Genomic DNA, 15786 nt, shown 5'->3' with positions numbered 1-15786 from the left:
AACCTCTTTGTTGCTTTGCAATATGGAATGCTGGAAAGGAACAGTCCATGTTTTTTGTAAGGTTGAACAAATAATGTTAATCTGCTCAGGAATAGGTTTGCCAGTCTCTTTTAAAGGTTTCCCGAGGCGTTCTAATAGAGAAGCCTTTTTATCGTAATCATAGGCAAATAATTTTACATACCCATTGCCGTTTACCATCTCTAAAGCTTTTATTGCATTAGAAAAATCAACTTGTCCGACACTGTCAGGCATTTCTATTTTTATTACATACTCGTTTCCTTGCTCGTTTACTGCATTCGCTACAAAAGCAGTTGAACCGCCAAATAAAGTTTGTCCAACTCTAATTTTCCATTGGTTTTCAAGTTCCAAAATAACATCGTTCAGTTTCTCCAGCCATTTTTTTCCGGCTTCACCATTGGCAGTGGCTCTGCTGATCACAAGTGGTGGAATTTCTCTTTCATACTTCATATAACTTTATTTAATGTAGATGATAAAATGCGGTAGAAAGCTTCTTTATCTACCGTTCTTGCGATGTCTACATTTCCATTTTTATTTGCTGTAAAGAACGTGGAACCCATCGATGATTCCTCATTTGTTTCAACGGCGACAAAGCCTGTTTCAAATTGGCATATTTCCGGATGGAAGATGGAAAGAGCCACTAAAGGATCATGTAACGTTAATTGATTGGAGCTTTCTAACCAGGCATTCCCAAAGTCAAGAACTGCTTTGGTTAAATTTGAATTTGTGTGAAACAATTCATTTGCCCGCGCTGCTTCAATAGTTAGCATCCCCGTAACCTCAAGGGGAACAGCTTTATGGGCTTTTACTTTGGAAGCAAATACAATTTTTGATGCCAGTGGATCTGCCCAGGAGTTCCAGTTATACCAAGGCTCAGGCAATGGTTCTTTTGCAAAATATCCATTCATCACATAAAGCCCTTTTAATAGACCGGGAGCGTCCGGATAGTCACGAAATAGAGCAGCAATATTCGTCATATTGCCAATACCAATTAGTGTAATTTCATGTGGATGGTCTTTAATCTGTTGATACATAAACGCTGGAGCATCCGCTTTTTTATAGGTGTTATGCTTCCAATTAGATAATGCCGAAGCACCGTCCGGCGTTGGATATACCGGTACAGGCTGCAGTGTTGTATCTAAGCCCGCAACAATTGGAATTTCCCTGCCAGCTGCTTTGCAGATCGCATCAGCAACAGCGGCCCTTTTTTCTGGTTCACCGCATATGGTTGTAATCCCCAGCAAGCTGCATTGGGGTTCCTTTAATAAGTATGCCAGGCACACTGCATCGTCAATATCGCCGCCAATATCTGTATCAAGTAATACTTTTTTCATAATAAATACCTCCTGTAATAATAGAAATTCTTAATACAAGAGTTCTTTGCAAATCCCCATGCTGCACCTCCTTTTTCATGATTGTATCATACGTAACAAATGATGTTTAGAGCCAGTGAGGTTAATTTCAGGCATTCTATGGGATACAAAATTCGTAAACGTTTAGTCGGTGAAGGTGTTTTTATATGAAAACTTATATTATTGGCTAACAGATGGTAATAACAGCTTGATTTTTATAGACCACTATGTTTAAACTTAAAGCAGATAAACGTTGAAAGGGTGAAGAGAGTACATGATTTATTAATCCTATTTATAAGAAAAACATTCGTTATAGGTTACGAAACGTTTTCTGGATAGGATAAGTCTGTGCTTTTTTACTCCAATAATACGAAACAGAAAAAATATTGGTACATCATCCTCCTATTCAGAAACCAGACATTTATAACATTGCATTTTTTGAATAGGATTCATCATGTACTTCATAATAATCAAAAGGTGCTTTTCTTTTTGTTATTTATGATTACCTCCTGTTCAGAATATGAATTGGGGGTTTTTTATATGTCTATCTTTATAATAGCTGGATAATACGTTTAAGAAGTTCGTTAAAAAATCTAATGGTTAAATGGAGGAAATAGAATGAAAATGAATATAACAGAATTTACAATTGCTAAAGCTGATTCCGGTCCTTATGGTATTGCTGCAGCAAAAGACGGAAATGTTTGGTTTACCCAATATAAAGCAAACCAAATAAGCTGCATCAATAAGAATGAAGAAATAAAAGAGTATGCAGTGCCTACTCCAAACGCTAAACTGATGTGCTTAACTGTCTCCTCCAGCGGCGATATCTGGTTTACAGAAAATGCTGCGAATAAAATAGGGAGACTGACAACAGCAGGTAATTTTACAGAATACGCATTGCCGCATCCTAATTCGGAACTGTATGGAATAACAGAAGGGCTAGATGGTGATATCTGGTTTACGCAAATGAAGGGAGCCCGTATAGGAAAACTGACCGCTGATGGCACGATTCATGAATATGACATTCCAACATCAACCGCAGGACCACATGGCATTATATGTGATGAAGATGGAGAGGTTTGGTTTGCGTCAGAGTGTAATAAAATAGGCCATATTAGAAAAAATTCGTAAAAAGGACGTGAAATGTATGTCAGAAATAATACAAGGACCTGATCCAAAAGAAATATATCCGATAAAAGGAAATAAAAACGTTCAGTTTATCAAACCATCATTGACAGGAGTTAATATCGAGGCTGGTGAGTACTCGTATTATGACAGCAAAGGTGGAGAGTCTTTTGAGGAACAAGTTTTATATCACTATGAATTGCTGGGGGATCGATTGATTATCGGGAAGTTTTGCTCTATAGGGCCAGGGGCTACTTTTATTATGAATGGAGCGAATCATCGCATGGACGGCTCCACGTACCCTTTTAATATCTTCGGGAATGGCTGGGAAAAGCATACTCCTGCGCTGGATATGCTGCCTTTAAAGGGTGATACAGTTGTTGGCAATGATGTCTGGATTGGTATGGATGCTATGATTATGCCTGGTGTAACCATTGGGGATGGAGCGATTATTGGAGCCGGATCCATCGTAGCAAAAGATGTTGAACCATATACCGTTGTGGGAGGAAATCCTGCTAGGCAAATTAAAAAGAGATTCCCTGAATCTGAAATAAAAGAGTTGTTACAGATAAGGTGGTGGGATTTAGATATGCAGGTTATTAACGATCATATAGATGCTATTCTTAGTTTAGATATGGATGTGCTTAGGAAGGTTTCTAAGGGTAGTTATTAAATAACGTTATTTTCATTTTATAATTCCAAATGATATATATTTTTTACGGAAGCATGCTGATTGGAGTGAAAAGAAGGCCCCAGATGCTTCCGTATTTTCAAAATATGTGTTAAAACATAAAGAACATGAATCTTGCTGTTTCGGTAGGAATAGCAGTTCACCATTTCAAGCATGCATGGAGGATATATAGGTGATCAACAGGTATGAACTGTTTATAATTTAGTTATGTAGTTGCCTCTTTGGTTATGATTTTATCTGAAGGGACCTTTTATGGTGAAAAGTTATAGGACGATGATATGACTTTGGATAACCAGTGTAAAGTAATAACAATACGGAAACATACTTAGTTATAGTGAAAAACTCAGTATATAGTCGGAAGCAGGAGGAGAATATGGAATCTAAGCTGATTATTATAAGAGGAAACTCCGGAAGCGGAAAAACAACAACTTCGAAAAAACTTCAGAATTATCTGGGGCATGGAACTCTATTGGTTTCTCAAGATGTCGTTCGCCGTGAGATGTTAAAGGTTCAAGACAGAGAAGGAAATCTCTCCATTGATTTGATTCGTCAAATCGCAGAATACGGGAAAGATAAATGTGAATTTGTTATTGTAGAAGGAATTTTGTACGAAAGTCATTATGGTGAAATGCTTCGTCATTTGATTCGATTTTATCATCAGGAGACATTTACTTATTATTTTGATTTATCTTTTGAGGAAACGGTTGCACGACACAACAATAGATCGAAGAAAATGGAATTTGGGGAAGAGTCTTTACAAGCGTGGTGGAAGCCCAATGATTATCTTGACGTAGAAGAAGAAACATTGCTGACGAATGATATGTCACAGGATGATGTAATGGAACTGATTTTAAGTCAATTGCAAAGGTAACAATGTTAATCATTTTTACAGGAATAAACATAAAAAATAGTGGTATAATTTAATAATAAAAGCAATTGTCCGGAAATAGAGGTGATGATATGTTATCTCAAAAAGAAATTCTTGATGAATTATCAAAAAATTTAAATATATGGAAAGGAAAATATGGTGTTAAGCGGATTGGATTATTTGGTTCGTATAGCCGTGGAGATTTTAATGAGTCCAGCGATATTGATGTAAGCGTAGAATTTAATGATTTGGATCTGTCCTTTGATAACTATATGGATCTAAAATTTGAGCTTGAGGATTATTTTCAAAAACCAGTAGATTTGGTAATTTTAGAGGATATTAAACCTGCTTTAAAGCATAATGTTTTAAAAACTGCAATTTGCCACGGAGAACAGCCATGAAACTCCTCCCTGAAATGAAAGAATAGTAAACTATTCGTAGAAAGGAATGATTATAATGCCCATTCCAAATAAAAAAGAGAAATATTCATATACTGATTATCTGACTTGGAATGAAGGGGAAAGACTTGAGTTAATTGATGGTGATATTTTTAATATATCACCTGCTCCTTCACGCAGGCATCAGCAGGTTCTCAGAGAGCTTTCTACTGCTTTTTCTATTTTCTTAAGAGAAAAGGAATGTGAAATATTTTTTGCTCCTTTTGATGTGCGGTTATTAGTGGATAATAAGCTGGATAATGAGATAACCAATGTTGTTCAACCTGATTTATCCATTGTATGTGATCAGGAAAAACTGGATGATAAGGGGTGTAACGGATCACCTGATATGATTATCGAAATCCTATCCCCCTCATCTGTTAAATTAGACCGCTGGATAAAATACCAGCTTTATGAAGAAGCAAAGATAAAAGAATACTGGCTTGTTGACCCGGTTAATGAATCAGTAGAAATATATTTGTTAACTGGCGAGCAATACAAATTCCAAGGTGTCTTTACAAAAGAGGATACAATTACGGTTCATACTTTATCTGGTTTAACATTAGACTTGGATCAAGTGTTTGTGTAGAAACCTGGTTATTTATTGGTTCTGAAGTTTTCAGCAACTAAGAAGAAATCCGCAAACCTCTTATATGATAAGCTTAAGAAAAAAACGGGGAGGAAAGTATATGAAACTTCAACGAATAGATCACATAGGTCTCATCGTAAATGATCTTCCTGCTGCTAAAGCTTTTTTTCTTGAGCTTGGACTTAAAGAGCTTGGAGAGGCAGAGGTGGAAGGAGATTGGGTGGAACAGATTATTGGGCTTCCTGATGTGAAACAAACAGTAGCTATGTTAGAGGTGCCCAGCGGGGAGGCAAGAATAGAACTGGTTAAATTCCATTCGCCATTAGACGGAAATGACGTGCAGCACCCCATGCCAAATACACTTGGGCTCCGGCATATTGCATTTGCTGTTGAGGATATTGAAGCTGTAGTTGCCAAATTGAAAGAGAGTGGCGCAGAGAATTTTGGCGAGATACAAAACTATGAAAATGCTTATAAATTATGCTACATTCGCGGGCCGGAAGGAATTATTTTAGAGCTGGCGGAAAAAATTGAATAAATATCTAAATGAAACCATAAAAAATCGCTAATAACATTTTAAAGTTAAAAGCGATTTTTTATTTCTAATAACCTGCCACCTTTTTATCCAATTACTATATACTAGGCATTGAGCAGCTTCATTATAGAATCGTGTGTATTGGCTTGTTTAGCTGTCCCCATAACACTTTTTTTATCTGAATTTAGATTTCCGTATTTTATGGTTAATGATTAAGATGACACAAAATGAACTTAAATAAAAAAGAATCGAGGGATGATATGGACCGCAAATCACTCATTAAAAAATTTGATAAGCAGGCCGAAAAATATGATAAAAGACGAAAGAATGATCAATTGTACAGGTTTCGCCAACGAATTTTTCAAGATGCAGAGGGGAAAGTGTTGGAGGTTGCTATTGGCTCGGGTCTTAATTTTCCTTTTTATCGCAGCGATATTGAATTGACAGGGGTGGACTTTAGTCATGAAATGTTGAAAAAGGCAGAGTGTGCGGCAGCTGATTATCCTTTTCCATCTACATTTATTCAAAAAGATGTTGAAACAATGACGTTTAACGATAACAGCTTTGATACAATTATATCCTCGACTAGCTTTTGTGCTTATCAGAAGCCTGTCGATGTCTTGAACCAGATTCAAAAGTGGTGTAAACCAGAAGGAAAGATATTGATGCTGGAACACGGTATTAGTACAAATAAACTTCTGGCAGGGATACAGAAAATGGTAGATCCTTTGGCTGTAAAGATTGAGGGATGTCATCAAAACAGGGATATTTCTGATATTGTAGATAGCTCTGACGTAAAGCTTATCAAAGAAGAGCGTTACTTGGCAGGTGCCTTGTATCTGATATGGGCAAAACCAAGCTGATAAATAAAAACACTTTTTTTAGCATCATGACAGGAAACCTTGTTGTGCAGTGTGCAAAGTTTTGACTGCAAATGTGATTCGGTTTAGAAAAACAAGAAGCGGTATGAGGAGGATTTAATGTATACAATTGGCCAAGTAGCTAAATTTCTAGGTGTATCCAGAGATACCTTGAAGTTTTACGAAGAAAAGGAGTTAGTAAATCCAAAGCAGGTTACATAAGATGAGCTTGCTTACAGTTGCATACACGTCACTAGTCTAATCACTAACCCGTATATATTTTATGCGGGTATTTCAGCATGTCATACATATAACTCAGCATGTTATACCATCCTCTTCCGCAGCATCCCTGTCCATTGTCATAATAGAATTGAAAGGAGATGGTGACCATGCTGACAATCAATAACGTAACAAAGCATTATGATAAAACGGAAGCCTTAAAAGGTGTTTCCATTACCATTCCCGGAGGAACCTGTTATGGGCTGGTCGGCCCCAATGGCGCAGGGAAATCCACATTAATTAAAATGATTACATCCATTATTCGTGACTATGAAGGAAAAATTGAATTTAATGAAAAACGAATCACTGACAAAACAAAGCAGAAATTAGGCTATGTTCCACAGGATATTATTTTAGAAGAGGACATCTCAGCATTCAGTAATTTACAGCTGTTTGGCAGGTTATACAATGTAAAAGGAAACAGCCTGAATCAGCGGATAAAAGAGGTGCTGGCACTAATCGGTCTCAGTGAGAGGAGTAAGGATAAAGTATCTGCATTTTCAGGAGGGATGAAGCGCAGGCTGAATATTGGGTGTGCCCTGATGCATAATCCGGATCTGATTATCATGGATGAACCGACTGTCGGCATTGACCCTCAATCAAGAAAATATATTTTTAAAATGATTGAAGATCTGAAAACAGCTGGAAAGACAGTAATCTATGCCAGTCATTATATGGAAGAGGTTGAAAAACTCTGTGATTACGTTGCCTTTCTTGATCGCGGAGAAATGATTGAAAACGGCGCGATAAGTGAATTGCTACAGCAATATGCTGTTCCTTCCATTTATGTAAAAGGAAGCGGTATTCCACAGGATAAATTAGAACAATATGGAACGGTTTCGCAGGAAGAAGGCGCATTTATACTTTATACAGAGGAAGCCCTGGCGGCGATGGAGCATATTATTTCCTACTGTAGAGAAAACAGACTTGATGTAGAAAGAATGGAGCTTGTTCATCCCAGGCTGGAAGATGTATTTTTCAGATTAACTGGAAGTAACTTGAGAGACTAAATAAGGAGGTGTTACAATGAATGCAATTATGATTGTTGAATTAAAGAAGCATTTACAGGATAAAGGGCTTGCCTTTTGGATGCTGATTCTGCCTATTCTATTTACTATTTTATTTATTTCTGTATTTACAACAGGTGATAATGAAGCAGTCAATCAAGAAATTATTCAATCCATTGTGCCGGGATATATCGTGATGTTTGTATTTTTTATTATGATTTCGATGGTGCAGGTGTTTATTAAAGATAGGAATAAGGGGATGACAGCCAGGCTTGCAAGTACACCGCTCAAAAGCTATTATTACCTGCTTGGAAAATGGCTTCCATTTACTTTTATCGTGATTATTCAGATTGTTGTGTTATTTTTATTCGGAAAAGTGGTTTATGATGTTTCATTGGGGCAGCCAATCATTTTGTTGATTTTGTCCTTGTTCATTACGTTTACAGTGACAGCAATTGGGCTCGCAATGGCGCTGACTGTAAATACAGAAAATATGGGAATTGCAATCACGCAAATTATTGCTCTGGGAGGAGCAATGCTGAGCGGGCTATGGATGCCGCTTGAGATGATGCCGGTCTTTATGCAGACAATCGCTCACTTTCTGCCTCAGTACTGGGCACACCAGTCTTTTCAGGATGCCATGGCAGGAACGACTCAGGTGCCGGAACTTCTCCAAACATTGGGTGTATTATTTGCAATTGGGGCGGCAGCATTTATTATTGCCATCATCCGCTATCCCTATTTTCTGAAAAGAGCCGTAAAATAGCGGAAGAAATGGAGCATATATGGGGGAGATGGAATGAAAATAAACATCGATATCGATGATAGCCATGAAGAGACGCGGATAACCATTCAAGCGAAGGAATGGACACAGGAGCTGGAGGAGCTCGTGAATATAATTAATAAGAAAAAACAGCAGCGCTTACCCGGTATAGATGAAGAGCAAACGGTGCTTTTGGAGCCGAAGGAAATAGATTATATTCATGCCGAAAAAAGAAAAATATATGCTGTGTCCAAGCGTTCGCATATTGAAGTAAAGATGAAGCTGTATGAAGTGGAAGAATTCCTGATCCCCTATGGTTTCATGCGCTTTTCAAAATCTGTTATCGGAAATATTCATCGTATTGAAAAATTTGAAGCATCCTTTAACGGGAATTTATGTGTTTATTTTCAGTCCGGCAACAAGGAATATATTACACGGAAGTATGTAAATGCCATTAAAGAAAAATTGATTCAAGGGGGGCAGTAAAATGATACTTGAAGCTTTGAAGCGGTCTGTTGTGGGAATAGCTTTTGGAGGTATTTTAACATTTATTGCCCTCACTATTATGAAATTGAATGAATATGAAGCCGGCGTTTCAGAAATATGGATGCATATGGGAGCCAGTATGCTATTAGGAATATATTTTGGTATTTCTTCGCTTATTTTTGGAGACAGCGGCAGCAATCTCGTTAAAAAGTCCATTATCCATTTTCTTCTCTCTTATAGTGTCTGGCTTATTATTGCTGGTATGGTTGGCTGGATACCGCTTAATACACCGGTTGTTATAGGAAGCAGCTTGTCATTTAGCCTATTATATTTATTAAACTGGTTTGGATGGTTCCTTTACTTTAAAAAAGTGGAAACCACGCTAAATAATCATTTGCATAAAAATAAATAAAAATGGGGACGGAGATAAAGGAAATAATACGGATTGGTAGTTGATATAAAAGCGCTATGCCTTCGTACATTGCTAAAGAGGGCATAGCGCTTTCTGACTATCGCTTTATATTCTCGACTTCTTTCAAATCTCGATTGTTTCTCAAGAACATATAAAATGATGCACCGAATATAGCCAGATATCCTAGGATACTCCAAAAATCAGGGATTTGTCCAAATAACAGAATACTAATAATACCAGAATACACAACGGTAGAATAGAAAAAGATGGATATTTCTTTGGCAGGTGCAAATTTATAGGCAATAGTAATACCAAACTGACCAATCGTTGCCGACATTCCCGCAGCGAGCAGATAAATCCATTGCTGTGCTGTCATCGGTTCGTAAAAGAAGATGACAAATGGTAATAAAATAACTGTTGAAAATGCAGAGAAGTAAAACACAACTGTATAAAATTGTTCTTTATTTCCTAGCACACGTAAAACAGTGTAAGCTCCACCTGCGAAAACAGCAGATAAAATCCCGGCTGCATATGGAACTGTATCAAGGCTGAAGACTGGTTTAATAATAAATAACGTTCCGAGAAACGCGATAATAACTGCAACTACCTGGAAACGCATCACATATTCTTTTAAGAAAATCGCAGCCAAAATGATAGTGATAAATGGACTCATTTTATTCAACATATCTGCGTCAGAAAGAACAAGATGGTCAATTGCATAGAAATTCAGTAATACGCCTGTCATTCCCAATGCAGAACGAAGCATCAAATATTTTTGATTTTCCTTTTTACCAAAAAGCCGTTCTTTATGATATATCACAAACCCTAATGCAATAATCATTGATACGCCATTGCGAAATAAGGATTTCTGTACGGTAGGTATATCCCCAGAGAGCTTTACAAACATAGCCATTAACGCAAATCCTGCTGCCGAGAATAATAACAGCAATATTCCTTTGTTTCTGTCACTCATGAAGTCATCGTACCTCCAGTTATTAATGATTAGACACTTTTACTATCTTAATACGAGGGGAACAGGATGTAAATAGACAGACTTCAAACGCGATATACTTCCTCATAAATTTGTTATTAAAGTCATGGGAAAGTGGTTTAGAGGAAATACTTTGCACACTCCATTAAAGTCAAATCACCGCAGAACAATAGAATCAGGCATAACAACAGGACTGGGAGATAGGAATAAAAAAAATTTTGCAATTACTAATTCCTCAATACAAAGTGATCTTCAATATGTTAATATAGGAATATATGTTCTTGTTAAATGTAAAATAACGGGAGGATAAAAATGACTGGAACAAAATATGAACAAGTGTGGAATCTGGATAATTTATTTCCAGGCGGAAGCGAGTCACCATCATTTGATAGCTACGTAAAACAATTAGAATTGGAAATTAATGGACTCGAAGAAAAATTAAATCTCTTTGGCAATCTTATAGAGATAAATGAATCATTGAGGCTTGAATCTGTCATAAAGAACATAGGAGATATCCAAGAAAAGTTATCTCAAGCCAATTCTTTTATAACATGTCTTACCGCGCAAAACACAAAAGATCAGGGTGCTGTAGTTCTTAGAGAGGTTATTTCTGTGATGAACGCCCGTTTTGAATCAGTAATCAAAAAATTCCAACATATTATTTTAGAAACTGATGAAGATAATTGGACAGAAATAATAGAAACAAAAGCTTTGGCGGAATGTAGATTTGTACTGATAGTCTGGCGGGAAAAAGCAAAAATGTTACTTTCCGAGAAGGAAGAAATGCTGATTTCAGACTTGATGATGGATGGCTACCATGCATGGCGGCAGTTTTACAATTCTCTAATAGGAAGAATAAAGATTAATGTACCATTCGGAGAAGAATCCAAGGAGCTATCTGTCGGTCAAACCTTTAATTTACGATCTCATTCTAATGAAGACATTCGTAAAGCAGCCCATATTGCTTTAGAGGAAGCTTTACAGGAAAAAGAAGAGCTGTTTGCACAGATATTAAATAACATAGCAGGTTTCCGGTTGCAGGTGTATAAAAGCAGGAAGCTTCCTCATATATTAACAGAGCCTTTAATAGAAAATCATCTGAAAGTGCAAACATTAAATGCGATGTGGTCTGTTATAGATAAATATAAAAAGCCATTTACCAATTATTTAAAGGGAAAAGCAAAAATGTATGGCGATACAAAAATGCAATCATATAACTTTTGGGCACCGATTGGTGAGAGCAAGCAGAAGCTGAGCTATGAGGAAGCAGTGGATTTTATTTTGGAAAGCTTCAGCCGCTTTGGAAATGAACTGGGAGACTTTGCCCGGCAAGCATTTGATAAAGGCTGGGTAGAGGCTGAAAACCGTACAAATAAATCGACTGCAGGTTTTTGTGCGAACTTTCCTCTTACCGGCGAGTCAAGGGTTTTTATGACATATGAAGAAGGGATCACAAATGTATTAACTTTGGCACATGAATTGGGTCATGCCTTTCATAATGATGCCATGAAAACAGTGGATGGAATTAATAGACAATATCCGTTAAGTATCGCAGAAACAGCTTCCTTTTTTGCAGAACAAACCCTATTAGACGCAGTATTAGAAAAAGCAGAGTCGAAGGAAGAAAAATTGTTTTTGCTTGATGAAAAATTAAAACGAAGCGTGATGAATTTTATGAATATTCATTCCCGCTTCCTGTTTGAAAAGAATTTTTATGAAGAACGCAAAAACGGAAGGCTTTCGGCTGAACGTTTAAATGAACTAATGCAGGAAGCCTTTGATGTGGCTTATGACGGGTCATTTGACAATCCTTCTTTGCGTTCCTGGATATGGACACCGCATTACTATATTACAACATCACCGTTTTATAATTTCCCATATACGTTTGGATATTTTTTCGCACTCAGCCTTTATGCAAAATCGAAAGAAAAAGGAAAGTCATTTGAAAAGGATTATATCGCATTGCTTCGGGATTCAGGAAGTATGTCTATAGAAGATTTAGTGATGAAGCATTTGGGAGAGGATATTACTTCAAAGGATTTTTGGGAAAATGGGATAAAGTTATGTGTGAAGGATGTTGAGGAGTTTATGAGCCTTGTTTCCTGATAAACTATATCGTGTGATTGGTTAATGAAAATTCAGGTTTTAAAGCAAATATTATAATACAAAATGATTCTGAGATGGAGGACTTTATCGTGTTAAAACTATTTCAATATAACTGGCAGGTTCGTGACGATTGGTTTAAGTGGTGTGAGAATGTTTCCGAAGAAGAATTATTAAAGGAGCGGGTGGGGGGAGTGAAAAGTATCCTCTACACGTTGTTTCATATTATAGACGTGGAATACAGCTGGATTTTAGAATTAAAAGGTGAGCCCTGTCCTGAGGAGCCACCGTTTGAATCTTATGCAAGTCTGGCAAAAGTCAAGGAATTTTCAAGGATGTGTCATCAGGAGGTTGAACCTTTTGTTACTTCCTGGACCAGCGAAATGGAGCATCAAATACTTTCAGAAACGGATTCCAGCGGGAAAACAGTTCATTTTAAGTATGGAGAAATTATGCGTCATGTCATTGCGCATGAAATACATCATATCGGCCAGCTGTCTGTATGGTCACGAGAGCTGGGAAGAGCGCCAGTAACTGCTAATTTGATTAGAAGAGGATTATTTGAGGAGTAGGATTTCTTTATATTAACCAGCATGAATCTTTATCAAGAATTATAGGAGTTTGAGAGGAGAGAAAATATGATGAAGGAAGAACAATTATTTCAGCAAATGAAATTATGGCGTGACTGGACTGTGGAGTTTCTTCTTACCATTCCTGAAGAATTAGCTGATCAGGTACCAGAGGGGCATAATAATAGTATTCGATGGAATGCCGGTCATATTTTAGCAGGATGGGATAATACAATGTTTCCAGGAGTTAATAAGGAGAGACAGCTCCCTCTGTCTTATCATTTGCTGTTTCCAAGAGGCAGCAAACCAGTGCATTGGACAAAACAGCCTCCGTCAATGAAGGAGATAATAATGCAGTTGGAAAATCAGCCGGCTGTTATTGAACAGGCATGTAAAGGGCACCTAAGCGATCCACTTAAAGAGCCTTTCCTGGGCATGGAAACATTAGGTGAGCTGTTTATTTTTCATATGAATCACGAAAATCTGCACATGGGTATTATAAAAAGTATGAAGCAATTACTTTTAAAAAGATAACTATTCGCCGACTATCCGGTGTTAATGCCTTATTTGATATCAAAAAAGTAAATGAAATAAATATCAAAAATGAAAAGGGGATTTTAAATGAGTGAAAAATTATTAAGGGTTGGAACTACTTATATTCCGGTAACAAATATAGAGCAATCATCTGAATGGTATGTTAATAAATTAGGCGCAGATGTATCTTATAAAGATGAGGATAAAGCTATATTAAACCTGGCAAACCAAAGTTTTTTTCTGGTGAAATCAGACAAAGGTCAAACCTCAAATTTTATTGATATTCATGGTGAGGAACGTTTTTCCTTAACATTTGAAGTAGATGGACTAGAATCGTTGCAAGCATTGCATGAAGATTTGGCGGCCAGTGAGGTTAGAATTGGAGAGATTGAAAACAGAGGACATACGGGAAGGAATTTTGTTTTTGGGGATTTAGATGGTAATAAATTTGATGTGTGGAGTGAGCTTAGTCCGCAGTTCAAGGAGAACTATTTAGAATGAAAATAGTAATGATTTAACGAGAATGCATAGAAAAGAGTATGCAAAAAGATTGGCTTTAAAATGCCAAAGCTCTTTTTTTGATTGAATGCGTGCACATCGTAATTCTGTCTTTTTGTACACACCAACCCTCTTGTGATAATATTATCATGGACAAATTAAAAAAGAAGCAGCGTCTATTACTGCTTTACTATATATATTGGATAAGTGTGTAATTTATTATCCAACCATAAATGAGAGGATTGGAATTAAGAAATGGCAAATAATTTTTGGCGTGATTTACCACGACCGTTTTTTATATTGGCACCGATGGAAGATGTAACAGATGTTGTTTTCCGTCATGTTGTCGCTGAAGCCGGCCGCCCGGATGTGTTTTTTACAGAGTTTACGAATACGGAGAGTTATTGTCACCCAGAGGGAATTTATAGTGTGCGGGGACGTTTGACCTTTACAGAGGATGAACAGCCGATGGTAGCCCATATTTGGGGAGACAAACCCGATAATTTTCGGGAAATGAGTATCGGCATGGCGGAAATGGGATATAAAGGCATAGATCTTAATATGGGATGTCCCGTACCTAATGTTGCTTCCAAAGGAAAAGGGAGCGGGCTGATCCTTCGTCCGGAAGTAGCAGCAGAAATTATCCAGGCCGCAAAAGCCGGCGGAATTCCTGTCAGTGTTAAGACAAGGCTGGGTTATTCGAATATAGATGAATGGCGCGAATGGCTAAAGCATGTATTTAAGCAGGACATCGCGAATCTTTCCATTCATTTGCGTACAAGAAGAGAAATGAGTAAAGTCGATGCCCATTGGGAACTAATCGGAGAGATTAAGAAGCTTCGTGATGAGATTGCTCCTGATACGATGTTAACGATCAATGGAGATATTCCGGATCGGGAAACAGGACTGAAGCTTGTAGAAGAGTTTGGTATAGATGGTGTGATGATTGGACGCGGTATTTTTAAAAATCCATTTGCATTTGAAAAAGAGCCGCGGGAGCATAGCAGTGAGGAGTTGCTGGGTTTATTAAGGCTACAGCTGGATCTGCATGATAAATATTCAGAGCTGGAGCCCCGGGCGTTCAAGCCATTACGCCGGTTCTTTAAAATCTATGTCCGCGGGTTCCGGGGAGCAAGCGAATTAAGACATCAATTAATGAGTACAGAAACAACGGATGAAGTTCGTGAATTGCTTGATACGTTTCATTTGGAAGCAGAAGATACAGTAACTGAACAATAAAAGGGAGGCAGTGCTATGGCTAAACATCGTATATATACAATGACTTTTGCAAGTGTTTATCCTCATTATGTGAACAAAGCAGAGAGGAAAGGGCGTACAAAGGCAGAAGTCGATGAAATTATCATTTGGCTGACAGGCTATAGCCAGGAAGGAATCGAAGCACAAATCAAAAATGAGGTTACCTTCGAGTCATTTTTTGCCGAAGCTCCAGAGATGAATGAATCCCGCTCTCAGATTAAAGGCGTGATCTGTGGAGTGCGGGTAGAAGATATTGAAGACCCGTTGATGCGGGAGATTCGTTATTTGGATAAGCTGATTGATGAGTTGGCGAAGGGGAAGTCAATGGAGAAGATATTAAGGAAATAATGGTTAATAACAGAGAGGCACTGATTCAAATATAAGAGTCAGTGTCTTTTATTATGAGTGAAAA

Annotated in this window: 19 protein-coding genes and 2 pseudogenes (1 of these 21 cut by a window edge); 18 read left to right on the top strand and 3 right to left on the bottom strand. The window is 37.5% G+C overall.

What is annotated here, in order from left to right; genetic code table 11:
- Positions 1–468, bottom strand: partial view of an aminoglycoside phosphotransferase family protein gene (locus BN1068_RS22115; protein WP_077604968.1) — the beginning only. It extends 468 nt beyond the left edge of the window; only the first 468 of its 936 coding nucleotides appear in the window; it begins with the start codon at positions 466–468; its stop codon lies off the left edge, out of view.
- Positions 465–1352 carry a nucleoside hydrolase gene (locus BN1068_RS22110; RefSeq protein ID WP_077604967.1) on the bottom strand — a complete coding sequence of 296 codons (888 nt, stop codon included), beginning with the start codon at positions 1350–1352 and terminating at the stop codon, positions 465–467. Before BN1068_RS22110 ends, BN1068_RS22115 begins: the two co-directional genes overlap by 4 nt.
- A 636-nt stretch (positions 1353–1988) precedes the next feature.
- On the opposite strand from BN1068_RS22110, the pseudogene BN1068_RS22105 reads away from it, so the two are divergent.
- From BN1068_RS22105 to BN1068_RS22050, 12 genes and pseudogenes are all read left to right on the top strand, one after another.
- Positions 1989–2486, top strand: a pseudogene (locus BN1068_RS22105) (Vgb family protein); the annotation flags it as partial.
- 31 nt (positions 2487–2517) lie between these two features.
- Positions 2518–3168 carry a Vat family streptogramin A O-acetyltransferase gene (locus BN1068_RS22100; protein ID WP_077604965.1) on the top strand — a complete coding sequence of 217 codons (651 nt, stop codon included), beginning with the start codon at positions 2518–2520 and terminating at the stop codon, positions 3166–3168.
- Positions 3169–3520: 352 nt separating this feature from the next.
- A complete protein-coding gene (locus BN1068_RS22095; RefSeq protein ID WP_397334341.1) occupies positions 3521–4057 on the top strand; it encodes a kinase in 537 nt (178 codons plus the stop codon).
- Between the two features lie 89 nt (positions 4058–4146).
- On the top strand, positions 4147–4455 hold the full coding sequence (mntA, locus tag BN1068_RS22090; protein ID WP_077604963.1) for a type VII toxin-antitoxin system MntA family adenylyltransferase antitoxin: 309 nt from the start codon (positions 4147–4149) through the stop codon (positions 4453–4455).
- A 55-nt stretch (positions 4456–4510) separates the two neighbouring features.
- Complete coding sequence (locus BN1068_RS22085; protein WP_077604962.1) at positions 4511–5080, top strand: Uma2 family endonuclease; 570 nt, start codon at positions 4511–4513, stop codon at positions 5078–5080.
- Between the two features lie 100 nt (positions 5081–5180).
- Complete coding sequence (locus BN1068_RS22080) at positions 5181–5618, top strand: VOC family protein (protein ID WP_077604961.1); 438 nt, start codon at positions 5181–5183, stop codon at positions 5616–5618.
- A 224-nt stretch (positions 5619–5842) separates the two neighbouring features.
- The gene (locus tag BN1068_RS22075) at positions 5843–6478 is read left to right on the top strand and encodes a class I SAM-dependent methyltransferase (RefSeq protein ID WP_254846854.1); all 636 of its coding nucleotides are present in this window, start codon (positions 5843–5845) and stop codon (positions 6476–6478) included.
- A gap of 117 nt (positions 6479–6595) precedes the next feature.
- Positions 6596–6688 (top strand): annotated as a pseudogene (locus BN1068_RS22070) (MerR family transcriptional regulator); the annotation flags it as partial.
- A gap of 176 nt (positions 6689–6864) precedes the next feature.
- A complete protein-coding gene (locus BN1068_RS22065; protein WP_077604960.1) occupies positions 6865–7764 on the top strand; it encodes an ABC transporter ATP-binding protein in 900 nt (299 codons plus the stop codon).
- 16 nt (positions 7765–7780) lie between these two features.
- Positions 7781–8527, top strand: coding sequence for an ABC transporter permease (locus tag BN1068_RS22060; protein WP_077604959.1), 747 nt, complete (start codon positions 7781–7783; stop codon positions 8525–8527).
- A gap of 33 nt (positions 8528–8560) precedes the next feature.
- Positions 8561–9010: a LytTR family DNA-binding domain-containing protein gene (locus BN1068_RS22055; RefSeq protein WP_077604958.1), complete on the top strand. Its 450-nt coding sequence runs from the start codon at positions 8561–8563 to the stop codon at positions 9008–9010.
- A 1-nt stretch (position 9011) separates the two neighbouring features.
- Positions 9012–9422 carry a DUF3021 family protein gene (locus tag BN1068_RS22050; protein WP_077604957.1) on the top strand — a complete coding sequence of 137 codons (411 nt, stop codon included), beginning with the start codon at positions 9012–9014 and terminating at the stop codon, positions 9420–9422.
- 97 nt (positions 9423–9519) lie between these two features.
- On the opposite strand, the gene BN1068_RS22045 is transcribed toward BN1068_RS22050, so the two are convergent.
- Positions 9520–10395: a DMT family transporter gene (locus BN1068_RS22045; protein ID WP_077604956.1), complete on the bottom strand. Its 876-nt coding sequence runs from the start codon at positions 10393–10395 to the stop codon at positions 9520–9522.
- A gap of 330 nt (positions 10396–10725) precedes the next feature.
- Between BN1068_RS22045 and BN1068_RS22040 the strand changes: the two genes are divergently transcribed.
- From BN1068_RS22040 to BN1068_RS22015, 6 genes are all read left to right on the top strand, one after another.
- The gene (locus BN1068_RS22040; protein WP_077604955.1) at positions 10726–12519 is read left to right on the top strand and encodes a M3 family oligoendopeptidase; all 1794 of its coding nucleotides are present in this window, start codon (positions 10726–10728) and stop codon (positions 12517–12519) included.
- Positions 12520–12608: 89 nt separating this feature from the next.
- Entirely contained in the window at positions 12609–13088 is a 480-nt protein-coding gene (locus BN1068_RS22035; protein ID WP_077604954.1) for a DinB family protein, read from the top strand.
- A gap of 66 nt (positions 13089–13154) precedes the next feature.
- The gene (locus BN1068_RS22030) at positions 13155–13619 is read left to right on the top strand and encodes a DinB family protein (protein ID WP_254846853.1); all 465 of its coding nucleotides are present in this window, start codon (positions 13155–13157) and stop codon (positions 13617–13619) included.
- 87 nt (positions 13620–13706) lie between these two features.
- On the top strand, positions 13707–14120 hold the full coding sequence (locus tag BN1068_RS22025) for a VOC family protein (RefSeq protein WP_077604953.1): 414 nt from the start codon (positions 13707–13709) through the stop codon (positions 14118–14120).
- Positions 14121–14372: 252 nt separating this feature from the next.
- The gene (locus BN1068_RS22020) at positions 14373–15356 is read left to right on the top strand and encodes a tRNA dihydrouridine synthase (protein WP_077604952.1); all 984 of its coding nucleotides are present in this window, start codon (positions 14373–14375) and stop codon (positions 15354–15356) included.
- 15 nt (positions 15357–15371) lie between these two features.
- Positions 15372–15722 carry a DUF2200 domain-containing protein gene (locus tag BN1068_RS22015; RefSeq protein WP_077604951.1) on the top strand — a complete coding sequence of 117 codons (351 nt, stop codon included), beginning with the start codon at positions 15372–15374 and terminating at the stop codon, positions 15720–15722.
- Positions 15723–15786 lie beyond the last annotated feature (64 nt).

It is taken from the genome of Oceanobacillus sojae, assembly GCF_900162665.1.
GTDB lineage: Bacteria > Bacillota > Bacilli > Bacillales > Amphibacillaceae > Oceanobacillus > Oceanobacillus sojae_A.
This window is presented reverse-complemented; position numbering and strand designations above follow the sequence as displayed.

Bases quoted from the DNA above. Each gene is read 5' to 3' on its own strand.
- BN1068_RS22110 (WP_077604967.1), bottom strand. From the start codon at position 1,352: ATGAAAAAAGTATTACTTGATACAGATATTGGCGGCGATATTGACGAT.
- BN1068_RS22100 (WP_077604965.1), top strand. From the start codon at position 2,518: ATGTCAGAAATAATACAAGGACCTGATCCAAAAGAAATATATCCGATA.
- BN1068_RS22045 (WP_077604956.1), bottom strand. From the start codon at position 10,395: ATGAGTGACAGAAACAAAGGAATATTGCTGTTATTATTCTCGGCAGCA.
- BN1068_RS22085 (WP_077604962.1), top strand. From the start codon at position 4,511: ATGCCCATTCCAAATAAAAAAGAGAAATATTCATATACTGATTATCTG.
- BN1068_RS22075 (WP_254846854.1), top strand. From the start codon at position 5,843: ATGAACTTAAATAAAAAAGAATCGAGGGATGATATGGACCGCAAATCA.
- BN1068_RS22050 (WP_077604957.1), top strand. From the start codon at position 9,012: ATGATACTTGAAGCTTTGAAGCGGTCTGTTGTGGGAATAGCTTTTGGA.
- BN1068_RS22025 (WP_077604953.1), top strand. From the start codon at position 13,707: ATGAGTGAAAAATTATTAAGGGTTGGAACTACTTATATTCCGGTAACA.
- BN1068_RS22055 (WP_077604958.1), top strand. From the start codon at position 8,561: ATGAAAATAAACATCGATATCGATGATAGCCATGAAGAGACGCGGATA.
- mntA (WP_077604963.1), top strand. From the start codon at position 4,147: ATGTTATCTCAAAAAGAAATTCTTGATGAATTATCAAAAAATTTAAAT.
- BN1068_RS22020 (WP_077604952.1), top strand. From the start codon at position 14,373: ATGGCAAATAATTTTTGGCGTGATTTACCACGACCGTTTTTTATATTG.
- BN1068_RS22060 (WP_077604959.1), top strand. From the start codon at position 7,781: ATGAATGCAATTATGATTGTTGAATTAAAGAAGCATTTACAGGATAAA.
- BN1068_RS22065 (WP_077604960.1), top strand. From the start codon at position 6,865: ATGCTGACAATCAATAACGTAACAAAGCATTATGATAAAACGGAAGCC.
- BN1068_RS22015 (WP_077604951.1), top strand. From the start codon at position 15,372: ATGGCTAAACATCGTATATATACAATGACTTTTGCAAGTGTTTATCCT.
- BN1068_RS22080 (WP_077604961.1), top strand. From the start codon at position 5,181: ATGAAACTTCAACGAATAGATCACATAGGTCTCATCGTAAATGATCTT.
- BN1068_RS22030 (WP_254846853.1), top strand. From the start codon at position 13,155: ATGATGAAGGAAGAACAATTATTTCAGCAAATGAAATTATGGCGTGAC.
- BN1068_RS22040 (WP_077604955.1), top strand. From the start codon at position 10,726: ATGACTGGAACAAAATATGAACAAGTGTGGAATCTGGATAATTTATTT.